At 36.7% G+C, this 16,745-nt stretch carries 18 protein-coding genes and 2 other annotated features; of the genes, 2 read left to right on the top strand and 16 right to left on the bottom strand.

All coding sequences use genetic code 11. The features are described 5' to 3' along the window. Positions 1-243 precede the first annotated feature (243 nt). Complete coding sequence (locus FZC41_RS09125; protein ID WP_148567095.1) at positions 244-1,992, top strand: IS1634 family transposase; 1,749 nt, start codon at positions 244-246, stop codon at positions 1,990-1,992. A 175-nt stretch (positions 1,993-2,167) separates the two neighbouring features. Here FZC41_RS09125 and thrS read toward each other — a convergent pair whose 3' ends face one another. The 15 genes from thrS to rplU all read right to left on the bottom strand — a co-directional run bounded on the left by thrS (position 2,168) and on the right by rplU (position 15,153). Beyond that, a complete protein-coding gene (thrS, locus tag FZC41_RS09120; RefSeq protein ID WP_148567094.1) occupies positions 2,168-4,084 on the bottom strand; it encodes a threonine--tRNA ligase in 1,917 nt (638 codons plus the stop codon). Positions 4,085-4,137: 53 nt separating this feature from the next. After that, positions 4,138-4,349 (bottom strand) — a binding site (T-box leader). Between the two features lie 59 nt (positions 4,350-4,408). After that, positions 4,409-6,118 (bottom strand): B12-binding domain-containing radical SAM protein, encoded by a 1,710-nt coding sequence (locus tag FZC41_RS09115; protein ID WP_170253931.1) that lies wholly within the window; start codon positions 6,116-6,118, stop codon positions 4,409-4,411. Positions 6,119-6,141: 23 nt separating this feature from the next. Continuing rightward, on the bottom strand, positions 6,142-7,239 hold the full coding sequence (gene ychF, locus FZC41_RS09110; RefSeq protein WP_148567092.1) for a redox-regulated ATPase YchF: 1,098 nt from the start codon (positions 7,237-7,239) through the stop codon (positions 6,142-6,144). Between the two features lie 26 nt (positions 7,240-7,265). Then, a complete protein-coding gene (locus FZC41_RS09105; RefSeq protein ID WP_186855174.1) occupies positions 7,266-7,919 on the bottom strand; it encodes a Yip1 family protein in 654 nt (217 codons plus the stop codon). Continuing rightward, positions 7,912-9,204: an ABC transporter permease gene (locus FZC41_RS09100; RefSeq protein ID WP_148567090.1), complete on the bottom strand. Its 1,293-nt coding sequence runs from the start codon at positions 9,202-9,204 to the stop codon at positions 7,912-7,914. Before FZC41_RS09100 ends, FZC41_RS09105 begins: the two co-directional genes overlap by 8 nt. Before the next feature lie 12 nt (positions 9,205-9,216). Next, positions 9,217-10,068 carry a COG1361 S-layer family protein gene (locus FZC41_RS09095; RefSeq protein ID WP_170253930.1) on the bottom strand — a complete coding sequence of 284 codons (852 nt, stop codon included), beginning with the start codon at positions 10,066-10,068 and terminating at the stop codon, positions 9,217-9,219. 25 nt (positions 10,069-10,093) lie between these two features. Next, complete coding sequence (locus tag FZC41_RS09090) at positions 10,094-10,777, bottom strand: ABC transporter ATP-binding protein (protein ID WP_148567088.1); 684 nt, start codon at positions 10,775-10,777, stop codon at positions 10,094-10,096. Between the two features lie 33 nt (positions 10,778-10,810). Continuing rightward, positions 10,811-11,155 carry a ribosome silencing factor gene (gene rsfS, locus FZC41_RS09085; protein ID WP_148567087.1) on the bottom strand — a complete coding sequence of 115 codons (345 nt, stop codon included), beginning with the start codon at positions 11,153-11,155 and terminating at the stop codon, positions 10,811-10,813. Continuing rightward, positions 11,152-11,742 (bottom strand): bis(5'-nucleosyl)-tetraphosphatase (symmetrical) YqeK, encoded by a 591-nt coding sequence (gene yqeK / locus FZC41_RS09080; RefSeq protein WP_148567086.1) that lies wholly within the window; start codon positions 11,740-11,742, stop codon positions 11,152-11,154. The genes rsfS and yqeK overlap by 4 nt, the downstream gene beginning before the upstream one ends. Continuing rightward, complete coding sequence (gene nadD / locus FZC41_RS09075) at positions 11,739-12,371, bottom strand: nicotinate-nucleotide adenylyltransferase (protein ID WP_148567085.1); 633 nt, start codon at positions 12,369-12,371, stop codon at positions 11,739-11,741. Before nadD ends, yqeK begins: the two co-directional genes overlap by 4 nt. 16 nt (positions 12,372-12,387) lie before the next feature. Beyond that, complete coding sequence (locus FZC41_RS09070; protein WP_148567084.1) at positions 12,388-12,747, bottom strand: YhbY family RNA-binding protein; 360 nt, start codon at positions 12,745-12,747, stop codon at positions 12,388-12,390. A gap of 51 nt (positions 12,748-12,798) precedes the next feature. Continuing rightward, the gene (obgE, locus tag FZC41_RS09065; protein WP_148567083.1) at positions 12,799-14,082 is read right to left on the bottom strand and encodes a GTPase ObgE; all 1,284 of its coding nucleotides are present in this window, start codon (positions 14,080-14,082) and stop codon (positions 12,799-12,801) included. Positions 14,083-14,194: 112 nt separating this feature from the next. Then, a complete protein-coding gene (gene rpmA / locus FZC41_RS09060) occupies positions 14,195-14,482 on the bottom strand; it encodes a 50S ribosomal protein L27 (RefSeq protein ID WP_148567082.1) in 288 nt (95 codons plus the stop codon). A gap of 12 nt (positions 14,483-14,494) precedes the next feature. Next, on the bottom strand, positions 14,495-14,827 hold the full coding sequence (locus tag FZC41_RS09055; RefSeq protein ID WP_148567081.1) for a ribosomal-processing cysteine protease Prp: 333 nt from the start codon (positions 14,825-14,827) through the stop codon (positions 14,495-14,497). Between the two features lie 8 nt (positions 14,828-14,835). After that, positions 14,836-15,153 carry a 50S ribosomal protein L21 gene (gene rplU / locus FZC41_RS09050; protein ID WP_148567080.1) on the bottom strand — a complete coding sequence of 106 codons (318 nt, stop codon included), beginning with the start codon at positions 15,151-15,153 and terminating at the stop codon, positions 14,836-14,838. A gap of 12 nt (positions 15,154-15,165) precedes the next feature. Next, positions 15,166-15,233: a sequence feature (ribosomal protein L21 leader region), on the bottom strand. A 168-nt stretch (positions 15,234-15,401) separates the two neighbouring features. Here rplU and srtB point away from each other — a divergent pair. Continuing rightward, on the top strand, positions 15,402-16,118 hold the full coding sequence (gene srtB, locus FZC41_RS09045; RefSeq protein ID WP_170253929.1) for a class B sortase: 717 nt from the start codon (positions 15,402-15,404) through the stop codon (positions 16,116-16,118). Between the two features lie 79 nt (positions 16,119-16,197). Here the strand turns inward: srtB and FZC41_RS09040 are convergent, their stop codons facing one another. Next, positions 16,198-16,671: a nucleoside-diphosphate kinase gene (locus tag FZC41_RS09040; protein ID WP_148567078.1), complete on the bottom strand. Its 474-nt coding sequence runs from the start codon at positions 16,669-16,671 to the stop codon at positions 16,198-16,200. Positions 16,672-16,745 lie beyond the last annotated feature (74 nt).

Below are 16,745 nucleotides of genomic sequence, written 5' to 3'. Positions count from 1 at the left end.
TATCATCACTGCTTTTGTCAACTGTTATTATAAGAAAAAACATTTATTTGATCTGCTTTGCCTGAATTATTAATCCAATGTTAATGATTTAGTTATAATCAACTCGGGTCTTTGACAGTTGAATAAAGGAAAAATATCCAGAAGCCTGATATAGGCTTATTTTTTTGTCAAATTTATCATTTAAGTGTTGCGTACTTTGTCGCACTGTGATATAATATATGAGTTAGGAGGCGATATTAACAAATGAGACTTAAAGTGACAAAATCTAAAAATGCAGCTTCACTCTATGTAATAAAATCCGTTTACAACAGTAAAACTCAATCAAACTCCTCTAAGATCGTTGAAAAGCTCGGAACTGAAATTGAACTCCGTGAAAAACTTAATGGAGCAGATCCATATCAATGGGCTAAAGAATATATTAAAACGCTTAATGAAAAAGAAAAGGAACAAACACGGGAAATACTTGTACCGTTTAAACCGTCAAAGCTTATTGATAAAGGTGAAACACGCTCTTTTAACGGTGGGTACCTATTCCTTCAAAAAATATATCATGAACTCAAGCTGGATAAGATTTGCAAGGATATTTCCCAAAAGTATAAGTTTGATTTTAACCTGAACGCCATTCTATCACGATTGATTTATGGTCGCGTGATCTTCCCTTCCTCAAAACTTGCTACATACACGCTTTCTAAAAAATTTATTGAACAACCAAATTTTGATTTGCATCAAATATACAGAGCACTTGAAGTTCTCGCTAAGGAAACAGATTTTATCCAGTCGTCCTTGTACGAAAACAGCCTGAAGATTTCCAAAAGAAATACGGGCGTTCTTTTCTATGATTGCACCAATTACTTTTTTGAAATCGAACAAGGTGATGGGAAAAAGCAATATGGACCGTCAAAAGAACACCGACCGAACCCCATTATTCAAATGGGATTATTTATGGATGGAGACGGCATTCCTCTGGCTTTTAGTATTAATCGGGGGAATATGAATGAGCAGCTGACTTTAAAGCCTTTAGAAAAGAAAATTATTTCTGATTTTGAGCTTTCTAAATTCATCGTCTGCACCGATGCAGGGCTGGCTTCAGAAGCGAATCGAAAGTTTAACGACAAAGATGGTCGCGCATTTATTACAACACAGTCCATAAAAAAATTAAAAGCACACCTAAAAAAATGGGCGCTTGATGCTCAAGGCTGGAAACTTTCAGGTAGTAATAAAACTTATGACATTTCTAAGCTTGATGAACTGATGGACAAAGCGACACCCGAAGAAAAAGCAAGAATCATATCAAAAGTATTTTACAAGGAGCGTTGGATTAAAGAAAACGACTTTGAACAACGGCTTATTGTCACCTACTCGATAAAATACAGGGATTATCAGCGTAAAATCCGCAACTCTCAAATAGAACGCGCTCAAAAAATAATTGAAAACACCCCGACAAAAATCAAGAAATGTAATGCTAACGATTATAAACGATTTATTCATAAAACAAGCTATACTCCTGATGGTGAAATTGCAGAGAAAGAACGATACCGCATTGATCAAGCGATTATCCAAAAAGAAGAAACCTTTGACGGTTTTTATGGTGTTTGCACGAACCTTGAGGATGCGGTATCTGAAATTATTAAGGTAAATCACAGGAGATGGGAAATTGAAGAATGTTTCAGAATTATGAAAAGCGAATTCAAAGCAAGACCGGTGTACCTTAGCAACGATGACAGGATTGAAGCACATTTCACGACTTGCTTTATCTCGCTCATTATTTATCGGCTGCTTGAAAAACGACTCAACGAGGAATTCACCTGTTGTGAGATTATCTCAGGTCTAAGGGATATGGATTTCTTTGAAATTAAAGGCGAGGGCTATGTTCCAACCTACACGAGAACTAATTTTACCGATGCATTACACGAAGCTTTGGGATTCCGAACTGATTATCAGATCGTTTCAACGCAAAATATGAAAAAAATTTTTAAAGATACAAAAAAATAAAAAAAAGTACGCACTTTTTACATCAATAAAAAATCCTGCAAAGTCAGCTGTATCAAGGCTTTACAGGATTTTATTTTCGTTCAAGTGTCAAATTCGGGATTATATTTATCATCACTGCTTTTGTCAACTGTTATTATAAGAAAAAACATTTATTTGATCTGATTTGCCTGAATTATTAATCCAATGTTAATGATTTAGTTATAATCTTCTCAGTTAATTTTTTCTTCAAATCTTCCAGACTGATGAGGCTGACATCTCCACTATCACGAACCCGCAGTGCTAAATCACCGCCTGCAGCTTCCTTATCGCCTACAACCAGCATATAAGGTGTTTTTTGCATTTGTGCATCACGTATTCTGTAACCTAATTTTTCATCACGCGTATCAACTGATGTTCGAATACCAATGGCAGAAAGTTCCGCAGCGATATCTTTAGCAAAATCATGATGTGCATCAGCAACTGGAATAATCATTACCTGAACAGGGGCTAACCAAACAGGGAATTTTCCTGCAAAGTGTTCAATGATAATACCAAAGAATCGTTCAATACTGCCGAATATTGTGCGATGAATAATAACAGGACGATGTTTTTCACCATCAGGTCCAATATAATTAAGATCAAAGAGTTCAGGCATTTGAAAATCTAGTTGGATGGTTCCACATTGCCAAGTACGTCCCAAACTATCTTCCAAATGAAAGTCAATTTTAGGACCATAAAAAGCACCATCGCCAGGATTAATGCGATAATCAATTCCTTTTTTCTCTAATGCTTTTCTTAATGCTTCAGTTGCAGTTTCCCATACTTCGTCAGATCCAATGGAATTTTCAGGTTTCGTAGATAACTCAACTTTGTAGCTAAATCCGAATATTTTATAAATATCATCAGCCAAATCAATGACCTTAATAACTTCTTCCTCAATTTGATCCGGGGTCATAAAGATATGTGCATCATCCTGGGTGAAAGCACGAACCCGCATCAGTCCATGAAGAGCACCATGAAGTTCATGTCGGTGAACCAGACCCAGTTCTCCCATTTTTAAAGGCAAATCACGATAAGAATGACCTTTTGTTTTATAAACCAACATTCCGCCGGGACAGTTCATGGGTTTAATCGCATATTCACTCTCATCAATTTCAGTGAAATACATATTTTCCTTGTAGTGATCCCAATGTCCGGAGCGTTTCCAAAGATCGGAATTAAGAATCGTTGGGGTTTTTATTTCCTGATAGCCCCTGCGCTGATGTTCTTGTCGCCAGAAATTTTCCAATTCATTCCGCACAATCACACCTTTAGGATGGAAGAACGGAAAGCCGGGACCTTCTTCATGCAGTGAAAAGAGATCAAGTTCTTTTCCCAATTTACGGTGATCGCGCTTTTTAGCTTCCTCTAATAAGGTTAAATACTCTTCCAATTGGCTTTTCTTAGGAAAAGTAATCCCGTAGATTCGTTGAAGCATTTTATTTTTTTCATCTCCATGCCAATATGCACCGGCAAGGCTCAAAAGTTTAATAGCTTTGATCGGACTTAAATTTTGAATATGAGGTCCGGCACAAAGATCAGAAAATTCTCCTTGAGAATAAAAACTGATAATGGCATCTTCAGGAAGGTTTTCAATCAATTCAGCTTTGTATATCTCGCCTTCTTTATTTACCTTGGCAAGCGCTTCATCACGGCTGAGCTCATAGCGATTGAGTGCCAAACCTTCTTTGACAATTTTCCCCATTTCCTTTTCAATTTTTTCCATTATTTCAGGTGTGATGATGACATCAATATCGATATCATAATAGAAGCCGTTGTCGATAGCCGGCCCAATGGCAAGCTTTACCTGAGGATAAAGACGCTTAATGGCCTGGGCCAGTAAATGGGAGCCAGTATGCCAAAATGCATGCTTACCGCCTTCATCTTCAAATTTCAACAAATTTAAAGTGGAATCTTCGGTGATCGATTGGCGAACATCCACTAATTTCCCATTGAGTTCTCCTGCAAGGGTATTTTTTGCAAGACCTGTGCTAATGTCATTGGCAACTTCAAGTACGGTAATTCCGGGTTCATAAGTCTTTATGGATCCATCTTTTAATGTAATAGTAATCATTTCTATCTCCTTTTTGATTCTGTTCTTAAATAAAAAAAGACCCTTTGTAAAAACAAAGGGACGCATGTACGTGGTTCCACCCAATTTGATCCATAGCTATGAATCCACTTAAGTTCTGGATAACGGTCAGCTCCGAAAAACCCTACTATTTTCAGGTCTCAACTCCAAGGTGGTTTTCAATCATCTTTTGTCTAAGCAATCACAGCCAAGTTGCCTACTCTCTGAAACAATAATATAATTTACTCGTCCTTATCAACATCTTTTATTATTTAATATTTTTAATTATATCCTTTCTGAAAAAAAGAATCAATACTTTTAAGAAAATTATTCCAGTAACTGATAGGTTTTTTCTTTAAAAATAATCAGACGATCCGAATTATTTTCCGAAATGGCAATTCCGGTTAACTGATGAATAAACTCACTAGAAAAACGTTGGAATTTCACTTTAGTAAAGATTTTTTTTGCAGGTAAATTGATATATTCCGGTAAATCGCGGGCAATGTTAGCCGGGCTTTTTAAAAAATCAAAAATCCATTCTCTTTCGGGTGCGCTATCCTTCATATATTCCGGAAGTTTCATTGTTCCCAAGTTAAGAAAATCAAACTTAACCCATTCAGCTAATTGTTCCCCCAAGTCACAGGTCTTAAAATATTCCAAAAGTATTTCAAAAAGCTGGTCTCTGGATTTTCCAACGTCATAATAACCCTGCTTTGTCCAAAAATATGAAAAGCTTTCAAAGAAATCAAAGCTTGACTTGAAAAGTTTCTTCTTTAAAATATAGCTCATAGTTCTTTTAAAAGAACCGCTGTTGAAATAACGATCAACTAACATTTCAATATCTCGGAGACGATAAAGTTCGTCGCAGCTGATGTACTTATTGGAAATAATTTCATAAGGTGGAAATTTAGTATACTTATATTCATGAATTTCTTCCTCAAGACGGATTCGGGTCCCTTTTAAACACTTGAGAAATCCAAGCTGAAGCATGTCCGGTTCTAGTGCAATAATGCGATTAAAGGAAGTTTTGAAAACATCATAGGTTTCAAAGGGTAAACCAGCAATAAGATCCAAATGAATATGAATATTTTTATTCGCCAATAGTTTTTGAACATTTTCTTCTGTTTTTGTTAAACTAATTTTTCGGCCAATGGCTTCTAAGGTTGTAGGGTCAGTACTCTGAATGCCAATTTCGAATTGTATTAACCCGGGAGGTGCTTCTTTTAGAATTCGAACCATTTCATCATCAATAAGATCTCCCGTCATTTCAAAATGAAAATTCGTCTTTCCGCCACGAAAAATCAAATGCCTGAAAATTGCTTTTGCCCGTTTCATATCACAATTAAAGGTGCGATCCACAAGTTTAACCTGTTTCACACCTGCGTTAATAAAAAAATCAATTTCTTTGATAACCCGTTCTAAAGAAAGCATCTCCACACCATGAATGGTTGATGACAGACAATAAGAACAGGAAAATGGACAGCCACGCATCGTTTCATAATAGATGATTTTGTTTTCAAGTTTAGGCAAATCCTCCTGAGTATAGGGAAAGGATAAACGGTCTAATAAAATCGGCTTTTCGTCTAGATTTGTATTAATTCCCCCAAACTGGTTTCTAAAACAAAGTCCGGGAATTTGATGAAATTTATTTTCAGTGTCTCCCGCTTCAAGAAGCTTTCCAAGTTTGGTTTCTCCTTCTCCCTGAATAATCAAATCAACAAAACAATAATCGCTTAAAAGGGATTGTGAGCCAAAGCTAACCTCGGGCCCTCCCAATAATATTTTCGAATGTGGTCGCGCTTTTTTTACGATCTCTGCCAGTTTAAGAATCAATTCCATATTCCAGATATAGCATGAAAACCCGTAGATTTTGGACTCTGTAGCTAATAAATGCTGAACAATACGATGCAAAGAATCGTTAATGGAAAGCTCAATAATTTCCACATCGAATTGAGTAAGCTGAGCTTTTAAAGAGCGCACGGCCAGGTTTGTATGAATATATTTTGCATTTATAGCAACAAGGACAAGATCTTTCACGGTAACCTCCATGGCTAGTTTGTTTAAACGTTGAATCTAAAGAAGGTGACATCTCCATCTTTCATAATATAATCTTTTCCTTCAATTCGGGTGACGCCTGTTTCTTTGGCTTTTACATCAGAACCTGCCGCTATCAATTGATCATAGCTGGTGATTTCTGCCCGGATAAAACCGCGTTCAATATCACTGTGAATTTTTCCAGCTGCCTGGGGGGCCTTGGTTCCTTCGGTGACTGTCCAGGCTCGACACTCATCAGGACCGGCGGTTAAAAAGGTAATTAGACCCAAAAGCTTATAGCCTGCCTGAATGACCTGATCAAGGCCAGAGGACTCTAAACCAAGTTCGGCCAAAAATTCAGCTTTTTCTTCATCATCAAACTGAGCAATTTCCTCCTCGATTTTAGCTGAAATCTTAATAATTTCCTTATGCTCACCGGAATAATTTTCCGATATCGTTGCTTTTAGTCGTTTGACCATTTCATTATCTTCAAGCAAATCATCTTCAGAAACATTGGCAATGTAGAGAACCGGTTTGGTTGAAATAAGTTGAAGGGTCTGAATAAACTCCCACTCGTCTGGAGCAAAATTACTTTCATTGGGCATTTTACCCCCTTCAAGAATTTCTCTCAGACGTAGTGCGATTTCTACATTTTCTTTTTCCTGCGCATTTGTTTTCGCGAGCTTTTTATTTTTATCAATACGTCGGTCCAGAATTTCAATATCTGCAAATATCAGTTCAAGATTAATGGTTTCAAGATCATCAATAGGATCAATTTTACCTTCAACATGAACCACATTATCATCCTCAAAACAACGGACAACATGGGCAATTGCATCGACTTCACGAATATGGGATAAGAATTTATTACCTAGTCCTTCCCCTTTACTGGCTCCTTTTACAAGACCTGCAATATCCACAAATTCAATGGTGGTTGGAACGACTTTTCTTGAGTCGTACATTTTTTCTAATACAGCTAATCGCGGATCAGGAACAGTAACAACTCCGATATTGGGATCGATGGTGCAAAACGGATAATTAGCTGATTCAGCACCTGCCTTTGTTAAGGCATTAAAAATGGTGCTCTTTCCAACGTTGGGTAAACCAACAATTCCTATTTTCATAAATTATCTCCTTAAAAATAAAGTTATTATTTAATACTGGTGTTTGATAAGCTTGCCATTGAGTTTGCAGCCACCAAAGAAGTTCCTAGAGTAAATCCTGCTGACAGGATCTCCATTCCGATAACCGGAATGGCCGTTTTCTTATATGATAGGCCATAAACCACACTCAGGCCAATAATGGTGATAAAGATCTGCCAAATATTAAAGATACTAAAAATACTGCCTAAAAAAGCGACCCAGTCGAATTTATACGTAGTGGTTAAATTGATTGGATGCTGAAAGATCAGATTTAAAATGCTTTGAAAAATTTTTGGGAAATATGCTAAAGAAACTACATAGACAGCCGTTTTGAATTTTCCTGCCCCCCCCATTTTATTTAGTATAAAATTAAATATTCCTGCTTTGATGACCACTGTAAGTACTAAACCAATGATACCAGAAAAAATACCGGTTCCAATGGTAATTCCTTTGATCATGGACATTTGATCTTCGGCGATACCCATATTGATAGTCGAAACCGCATTACCTGCAATTAATCCTGACAGAATTCCAATCAAAATAAGAATAAAAGCAGGGATAAGTAATGAGATTTTTTCTTTAGTGATTAATTGTTTGAAAAATTGAACAGGGTGTATAATTAAATTAAAATAGTTCATATTAACTCCATTTCTATTATTCACTTCTGATGGCATCCAACGAGCTTAGGTTTGCAGCTTTTATGGCTGGACGAACACCGGATAAAAGACCGACGATGGCTGAAAACACCAATGCAAAAATGACTAATCCCGGAGTTATATACGAGATGGTCATACTTCCTTTAGCAATAAACAAACCAGCAACTAAATTAATCAGAATTGACAGAAGGAAACTTATGATGACACCCACGATTCCGCCAATGAGACCAATCATGGTGGACTCCGCTATAAACATATTTCGGATATCTGATATGGAGGCGCCAATAACCTTCATAATTCCGATTTCCTTGGTACGTTCATAAATAGACATCGTCATGGTGTTGACAATACCAATGCAAGCGACAAGGAGTGCAACTCCACCAATTCCACCTAAAAGGATTTGAAGCATCTGAAAAACACTTCCCATTGAATCCAAAATCTGTTGCATGGAAAATACGGTAAAATTCAAATCTTCAATTTCGGCTGTTACTGTATTGACTACAGATGAATCTTCAACCGTAACCAATGCTTCAGAATAGCCTTTCTTTTTAACATTGGCTTTTACTCCTGTTTGCCACTCATTTAGTTCAGTTACCAAGTTATAATCAGCGATAATAGAACGGTCTTCTGATCCACCGGTTGCTTCTAAAACACCGGTAACCTTTACTTTTTCGGTGCGGGTTTCATCCTCCCCGTCAGCATTCGTTTTCGTAATCACCAGGCTGATATTTTTACCAATAAGATCTTCCGGGGTAACTAAACTTTTTTGTGCTTGGGCACCAGCAGAACTTATCGTATAGCTGGATAAAACATCTTTTCCTAAAATAACGGAATTTCGATCATTGGCACCGGGCTTTTTCCCACTGGTTGTATTATAACGCATATCATTCATGACATCATAATCGACCCCCATTAGCGATACCCCATATTGATCCCGATTAAATTCGATTGTAGCGCTGCTTAGATTGACAACCGGTGTTACTGCAACAACCCCGTCAATTTTTTTCAATTCTTTTAGCGCATCATTATTAAGAATGGGTTTATCATCGGTTTTTCCGCCCGCCAACATGGTCATTCCTGTGGAGGCAATATTCTGATAAACTTGGATGGTAGTCACCGATCCGATGCCTGACAACTCGTCGGTGATGCTTTTTTGAGCTCCATTGCCAATGGAGACCATCACAATAATGGAGGCAGTTCCGATGACAACACCAATTATTGTCAAAATGGTTCGAAACTTCATGCGCCAAAGATTCTCCCAGGATAATCGGAGAAGTTCTCGCTTATTCATCACATCACCCCGCTATGCGCCGATTCCAAATACTATGCGTAAAAATTTCTGAAAAATGTTTTCATCAGCATTATCGGATGTTCGTTTCGTGTTATCTGGTGAAATAATCGTAATATCTTTTTCCAAGGTACGCTCGTTGTTAAAGCTATCTATGTATTTAAGGGTTATTTTTGCAGGAAAGTCTCCTTGTTGATCTGCTGTGACTTCTGTAGAGAAATCATCACTATCGTCTTTTTCAAAGGTACCGTAATATTTAGAATTGCTTGAAAAATTCAGACCAACACCAGAAATGTTCAATTGAACTCCTCTGACTGGATTTGAGCCATAGTTTGCAATTTCAGCGTTAAGCTGGTAAACACCTTTATCATTGGCAACAAGGGTATATTGATCTGGGGCAATAATGGACATAGACGCACTTTCATTTATGAAAATTCCAACGGTTTCAGTGAAATTATATTCGTCTCCGTCACTGTCTTCACAATTTATCAGAAGATTTATATTGTAATTTTTCGCTTCGGCAGTAGGGGACGAGACCATCGGAATTTCAATGGTTGCGCTTTCACCAGAAGGAATTTTTTCAATGTAAAAATGACTGCCGCTGCCGACCATTGAAAAAACGCCTAAATCCTGAGTACCTGCAAGCGATTGAACATCAAGGGTCACATTTTGTGCATCGTAATCACCATGGTTGGTAAGGGTGATAGTCATTTTAAATTCTTTACCGGGAGAAACCGTTTCTGGTGAAAAGGTTACCGAGCTAATTTGAAGAAGCGGTTGTTCTGGAGCGGCTAATACACATGGTGTGAAACAAAAAAATAAAAAAAAGGACAAAACAAGGACGGGATAAATAACTTTCGTTTTCATTTGTAACTCCATTTCTAATATTAGTTTATCGTTGATCTTCCCAACTCTCTATAAGACCATCGCACATATGGATTACTTTTGTACAATACTTAGAGACTTCTGGATCATGCGTGACTATAACAAAAGTTTGGTTATCTTCACGATTAAGTTTGGTGATCATTTCCATGATATCAGCACTCGTTTTTGAATCCAAATTTCCTGTTGGCTCATCGGCAAGAATAATTTCAGGATGATTAACCAGCGCCCGAGCGATACTCACTCGCTGTTGCTGTCCTCCTGATAATTCATTGGGTTTATGTTCCATACGGTCTAAAAGGCCGACAATCTCCAGTGCTTCTTTTGCTTTTTTTAGACGAATATCTTTTTTTACACCGGCAAAGGTAAGTGCTAAAGCAACATTTTCAATAGCAGTCATGGTTGAAATTAAATTATAAGACTGAAAGATAAAACCAAGGTGTTCTCTTCTAAATAGGCAGAGTTCATTTTCGGTCATATCACTGATGCGAAAGTCTCTAATTAATATTTCACCGGAGGTTGGGGGAACAAGTCCTCCTAGAACGTTTAAAAAGGTGGATTTTCCCGATCCAGAAGGACCAAGAAGCGCCACCATTTCGCCTTGTTCAATGCTTAGGTTAATTCCTTTGAGTATACTTATACTATTTTTACCGAGTTTAAAATCCTTATGTAAGTCTTTGACTGTAATAAAAATTGAGCTCTACCCCTTTCAAATTATAAAAACTAATTATCTGGTGATGGCACTGTTTTCCCAGAGTTTTTCTAAATTATAAAACCCACGTTCATCAGCATGGAAAATATGAACGATAACATCATAGTAATCTAAAAGAATCCAACGGCCTTCGCGCTGTCCTTCAATGCCTTTAGGAAATATTTCCATTTTTTTTGTTTCATATTCAATATTGTCAGCTATGGCTTTTACTTGTCGTTCAGAGTTTCCGCTGGCAATCACAAAATAATTTGCAATCGACGACATTTCCGTGATATTGATGATTTCAATATCAAAACCATTTTTATCCTCAATCCAACCTTTAATTTTTTCAACAAATTCTTCTGGAATAATAATAATCACTCACTTTCATTTTTATTTTTTTTAATTTCTTTAATAATTAAATCATTTCGTGCACAAATGGTGCTTTTATGAATAAGTGAACCCATTTGCGCTACATGACAGATGCTGTTTGTCATAGCTTGCATAGTCGCTTTATCTAAATTAAGAAGTGCCGTCTTTCGGATCGCTTCAACACCAGGGTAGGTTCGACCTTTTTCGATAAAATCCGCCAGATAGATAATTTTATCGAGCGTTGTCATGTCTTTGCGACCAGTCGTATGGTAACAAATAGCATCTTGAATCTCTTTGTCTACAATACCGTAAAGATCCTTTGCAACGACAGCACCGACAGGGCCGTGGAGTAATTGGGGATCATTATGGCTTACCGTATCTATTTTAATATGATGATTTTCTGCATAATACAATAATTCATCATTTGAAAAATATTTAGCGCAATCATGCAGTAACGCTGCAAGAGAAGCTTTCTCCACATCGCCTCCATATTTTAAAGCTAGATGTTTTGCGGCTTCAACCACATTTTTAGTATGTAGAAATCGCTTTTTAGTTAGCTTGTTTTTTAAATCTGATTCAATTTCATTCCAGTTCATTTTTTACTCTCAGTTCGTGATTTTGTTGCGTATAACTGATGCATGTAGATATACTTTTCTACAGTCTCAGGTAATAAATATCGAATGGAGTACCCATTTCTGATTCGGGAACGGATGTCTGAAGATGCGATGGCCATTTCGGTGGTGCATAATTTAAAAATTGATGCTCCATAAATTTCTCGAAGTTCTTTGATTCGGATATCGAGATTCTCATGACTGTAACCGGGTCGAAATGTCGTAATAAAGCTTACAGCCTTCAAGAGTTCGGAAGCTCCCTTCCAAAGTGTGATTTCAAACATCAAATCAGCTCCTGCGATAAAATAAAGGTCACTGTCAGGATAAATTTCTTTTATTTTATTTACGGTATCAATCGTGTAGGTAAGCCCATTTTGATCAATTTCATAGGTCATTATTTCAAAATAAGGATTGCTTGCAATAGCCAGTTCAACCATTTTAAGACGATCTTCCTTGGAAATTTCATCTTGAGACAGTTTAAAAGGATTATTCCCTGTCGGAATAAACAAAACCTTATTCAATTTATATTGATCTCTAGCCGATTCTGCAAGGAGCAGATGTCCAGTATGTATGGGATTAAAAGTTCCTCCCAGAAGTCCGATTTTTTCCTTCATCTCAAACCTTTACTTTTTAATCATTAAACTTTTTTGGAGTCCCCATTGTTTTTTTCTTAAAACGTTTTATTTTTTTCTGGTTTTTCGAGGGAACTTCAATTTTCGTTTTTAGCAAGTTCTTTTTATACAAAATGAACTTATTGCCTATTGTACATACAATGTCCGATTTCGTAGCTATTGCCAATTCTTTGGCAACATTGTCGACTTCTTCAAGTGAATTGTTTTGTACTTTTCCCTTGACCAGTTCCCGGGCAACGATAGCGTCTCGGGTTTGAATGATCACTTGAGGGGTTATCCCATCCTTGCCAATAAAAATAATATCTGGAATATCAATGGCAAGTTTTTTTAAATAACTTCTTTGTTTACTCGTTAACATTTTTTCTCTACTTTCTACGATGTTATTATAACATAAAATAAGTGGTGAAATCTATTTATAATACTCAAATTCAATCTCGTCTATTCGGACAGTATCATCATCTTTAATGTTCATCTTTTCTAACTCTTCAAAGACTCCCTTATCCTTTAAAACGCGTTGGAAAAAGCCAATGGAATCCAAATCTTCAAAATTAACAGAATTAATCAGACGTTCAAAAAATTCACCTTCAACAACAAATGAATTGTCAACCTTTTTGACGGTAAATTGTTTTTCTTTAAACTCTGGTGTGTAAATTGTTTCTTCTTCGGGTTCAAAATCAAAGATCGGCTCGACCTCACCAATTTCATCAAGCAGTTGAATGGTTCGGCTTAGAAGTTCATTAAGGCCCTGACCGGTAACAGCTGAAATGATAAAAACCTCATAGCCAAGGGTTTCAAGTTCACCTTTTAATGTATACAGTTCTGATTGATCAGAGATCAGGTCAACCTTGTTTAAGGCAACAATTTGTACCCGTTGAGCTAACTTTGCATTATATTTTTCCAACTCATAGTTGATCTTTTTAAAATCATCCAATGGCTCCCGACCTTCACTTCCAGATGCATCCAAAAGGTGAATTAGAAGCTTTGTTCGCTCCACATGTCTGAGAAATTGATCGCCAAGACCAGTTCCTTCATGAGCGCCTTCAATCAAACCAGGAATATCCGCAATGACGAAAGGATCAAAATTACGCCATTCTACTACACCTAAATTAGGGATAATAGTAGTAAAATGATAATTCGCAATCTTTGGTTTTGCTTTTGTAATGACGGATAATAAAGTAGATTTCCCAACATTTGGGAATCCAATGAGTCCCACATCCGCCAGAAGTTTTAGTTCAAGAATAATCGTGCGTTCTTGACCTCTTACGCCACCCTGTGCAAAGCGAGGTGTTTGTCGTGTAGCCGTTGCGAAGTTCATGTTTCCACGTCCCCCTCGGCCTCCATCAACGATTTGATACTTCTGCCCATTTTCAGACAAATCGCAAATTACTCGTCCAGTTTCTTTATCTTTCACAAGCGTTCCTACAGGTACTTTAATGATTAAATCTTCACCGCTTTTTCCAGATGATTGGCCGCTGGTTCCATTTTCCCCATTTTCTGCTTTGTGTTTTCTTTTATATTTGAATTCTACTAAGGTCCGAAGGCCATTATCTGCCATTAAGATAATACTGCCTCCGTGACCGCCGTGGCCACCATCAGGTCCGCCCATGGGAACATATTTTTCTCTTCGGAAACTTACGCCTCCATGTCCCCCACTGCCAGCTACTAGAATTATTTCTGCTTTATCAACAAACATTGCTACCTCGCTTTTATTTTGGTACTTACCCAAACAACAAAAAATAAAACCTCTTATCTGTCAAAAACGAGCATAAGAGGTTTTATAGATGTATTATTTTGTCACTGGAAAACTAGATTGCTTCCCGAGGATAAATACTTACTTGTTTTTTATCTCTGCCTTTTCTTTCAAAACGCACAATACCATCTTCTAATGCGAATAATGTATCGTCTCCGCCTTTTCCAACATTGGTACCTGGGTGAATTTTTGTTCCTCTTTGACGAACAAGAATATTACCTGCAAGAACGAATTGACCGTCTCCTCTTTTTACTCCAAGACGCTTGGCTTCACTGTCACGACCATTTCTTGAACTACCAACCCCTTTTTTATGGGCAAATAGTTGAAGGTTCATTTTAATCATTATGTTCACCTCCTATTTATATACTTCTTCAAACTGAATATAATCTCCATAAGCTTCCTTTATCCCCCGGATTCCCAAGAGTAAAGTTGAGATCAGTGTCTCTGTTTTCATTTTCGTTTTTTCATCTGTTATTTTCGGAATGGTAAAACGAACATATCCTTCTTCCACCATTTCTGAAAGATCTTTTCGACCAACGATTTCTGTGAGCCCATTAAGGATGCTGATGGTCAAAACCGAAACAGCAGCACAAACAATATCTTCACCTTGATCTGCAAAGCCCGAATGCCCAGATACAATTACTTCATCTACTTCATTATTTTTACCATTAATATTTACTGAAATCATAAAATATCCTAAGCTTGAATGCTCGTGATTTTAACTCTCATGAATGGCTGACGATGACCTTGTTTTTTACGATAATCTTTTTTAGATTTATACTTGTAAATAATAATTTTTGGCCCTTTAGCAACCTCGAGAATTTCAGCTTTAACAAGGGCATTTTCGACCATTGGAGTTCCAACGACCATTTTCCCATCTTTGTTTACAGCTAAAACTTCAGTAAAAGAAATCTCTTTTACATTTTCTTCTTTGAAATTGATTTTTTCAATTTCGATAACATCATTTTCTTGAACGCGGTATTGTTTACCACCTGTTTTAATGATTGCATACATAATTTTCACACCTCCTCATACCAGACTCGCCACAAAAGGTGCTTTCGACTTAAACCTTGTGTGTGCGGCTACATAACTTTATAAATATTAACACGGGAAGCCAATAAAGTCAACTAGAATTATTTTTTTAATATTTCTGAGTATCGACTAAAACCTCTGGCAGAGTATGATATTTATTTATATTATTGATTGGAAAAAGAAATGAAATCGTTTATAATATGAATAAAAAGATATTACTGGAGGTAATAATGATCGCGCAAAACAGTAACCATAAAATGAAAGTTATCGTCGGTACAATGCTCATTATTGTTGCATTATGTTGCATTAGTTATTTTCTCTACCCTATTATTACACAAAATCTGGAAAAAAACAAAATTATTGCAGTAGCTCAAGCCAGCGAAACGAATCAGAATGATCGCATTGATTTTAATGGGCTGTTGGCTATTAATTCCCAAACTATTGGTTGGATTCAAGTTGATGGAACGCCATTGGAGTACCCCGTAGTTCAAACGGATAATAACGATTACTATCTCCATCATAATTTTTCTAATGAAGACTCCATTGAAGGAACAATTTTTCTTGATTGCGTCTGCAACACTGAATTCACTCGGAATAATGTGCTTTATGGTCATTATATGACAAATGAATCCATGTTTGGCAGCTTGTGGCGCTATCAGGAACAGTCATATTTTACAGAACATCCGATTGTTAAGTTTGATCGTCCTGGAGACCCGGGTGATTGGGAAATATTCTCAGCATATATTACCGATGCTGATTATGATTATCGACAGCCAGAGTTCAATAATGATACTGAGTTTTTAAATTACATGAATCGATTAAAATCACTTTCACTTTATGATACGGGAGTGGTTGTTAATCCTACCGATGAGGTTCTCACACTATCAACCTGTATATATACATTTGATAATGCCCGCTTTGTGGTGAATGCCAGAAAAATTAAATAATATATTTTAATGTAAAAATGTCCTAATTACTGCTTTAATTGTATAAGCAGTAATTGGGACATTTTTTGTATTGGTTATCCTAACAGGAATAGGTCTTATATGTTTTAACATTAAACCAAAGTTTTAATTCAGTCAAAAAAGATTGCGGTGAATCGCTGCAGTGAATGAGATTTTCACAGCATCTGTTTTCACGATTAGCGGCTTCCATTGAATCAATACCATAATCTCCACGGATAGTTCCCTTTGGTGATAAAGAAGGGTCGGTTGCACCAGTCAGAGCTCTTGCATTGTCAATGGCTTTTTCCCCATCTTGACTAAGAATTATTGGCATCATATTTTTGCCAACAAAATCGGCTATTACCATTTGTCTAAACGATTCTCCTAATTTGTCAACAACATGAGCATAATGTGTAAGAATTAATTCCTGATCAACTTGTTTAAAACCAACCATTTCAATTTGAAAATTTTCGTCAACAAAACGTTGCATAATTGTTTCAATTATCTCTGATTCTAAGGCGTCAGGTTTCATAATTATTAAAGCATAAGATTTCATAAATTATATCCTTTCATTGGTAAGAAGAAACAAGCAAAACAGCACGCATTACTTACTTATTTCGTACAAATTAG

This window comes from Acetobacterium paludosum, from assembly GCF_008086595.1.
Classification (GTDB): domain Bacteria; phylum Bacillota; class Clostridia; order Eubacteriales; family Eubacteriaceae; genus Acetobacterium; species Acetobacterium paludosum.
This window is presented reverse-complemented; position numbering and strand designations above follow the sequence as displayed.

Excerpts from the sequence above, each read along its gene's own strand:
- FZC41_RS09125 (WP_148567095.1), top strand. The coding sequence starts at position 244 with ATGAGACTTAAAGTGACAAAATCTAAAAATGCAGCTTCACTCTATGTA.
- thrS (WP_148567094.1), bottom strand. The coding sequence starts at position 4,084 with ATGATTACTATTACATTAAAAGATGGATCCATAAAGACTTATGAACCC.
- ychF (WP_148567092.1), bottom strand. The coding sequence starts at position 7,239 with ATGAAAATAGGAATTGTTGGTTTACCCAACGTTGGAAAGAGCACCATT.
- FZC41_RS09100 (WP_148567090.1), bottom strand. The coding sequence starts at position 9,204 with ATGAATAAGCGAGAACTTCTCCGATTATCCTGGGAGAATCTTTGGCGC.
- FZC41_RS09095 (WP_170253930.1), bottom strand. The coding sequence starts at position 10,068 with ATGAAAACGAAAGTTATTTATCCCGTCCTTGTTTTGTCCTTTTTTTTA.
- yqeK (WP_148567086.1), bottom strand. The coding sequence starts at position 11,742 with ATGAACTGGAATGAAATTGAATCAGATTTAAAAAACAAGCTAACTAAA.
- nadD (WP_148567085.1), bottom strand. The coding sequence starts at position 12,371 with ATGAAGGAAAAAATCGGACTTCTGGGAGGAACTTTTAATCCCATACAT.
- FZC41_RS09070 (WP_148567084.1), bottom strand. The coding sequence starts at position 12,747 with ATGTTAACGAGTAAACAAAGAAGTTATTTAAAAAAACTTGCCATTGAT.
- obgE (WP_148567083.1), bottom strand. The coding sequence starts at position 14,082 with ATGTTTGTTGATAAAGCAGAAATAATTCTAGTAGCTGGCAGTGGGGGA.
- rpmA (WP_148567082.1), bottom strand. The coding sequence starts at position 14,482 with ATGATTAAAATGAACCTTCAACTATTTGCCCATAAAAAAGGGGTTGGT.
- FZC41_RS09055 (WP_148567081.1), bottom strand. The coding sequence starts at position 14,827 with ATGATTTCAGTAAATATTAATGGTAAAAATAATGAAGTAGATGAAGTA.
- rplU (WP_148567080.1), bottom strand. The coding sequence starts at position 15,153 with ATGTATGCAATCATTAAAACAGGTGGTAAACAATACCGCGTTCAAGAA.
- srtB (WP_170253929.1), top strand. The coding sequence starts at position 15,402 with ATGATCGCGCAAAACAGTAACCATAAAATGAAAGTTATCGTCGGTACA.
- FZC41_RS09040 (WP_148567078.1), bottom strand. The coding sequence starts at position 16,671 with ATGAAATCTTATGCTTTAATAATTATGAAACCTGACGCCTTAGAATCA.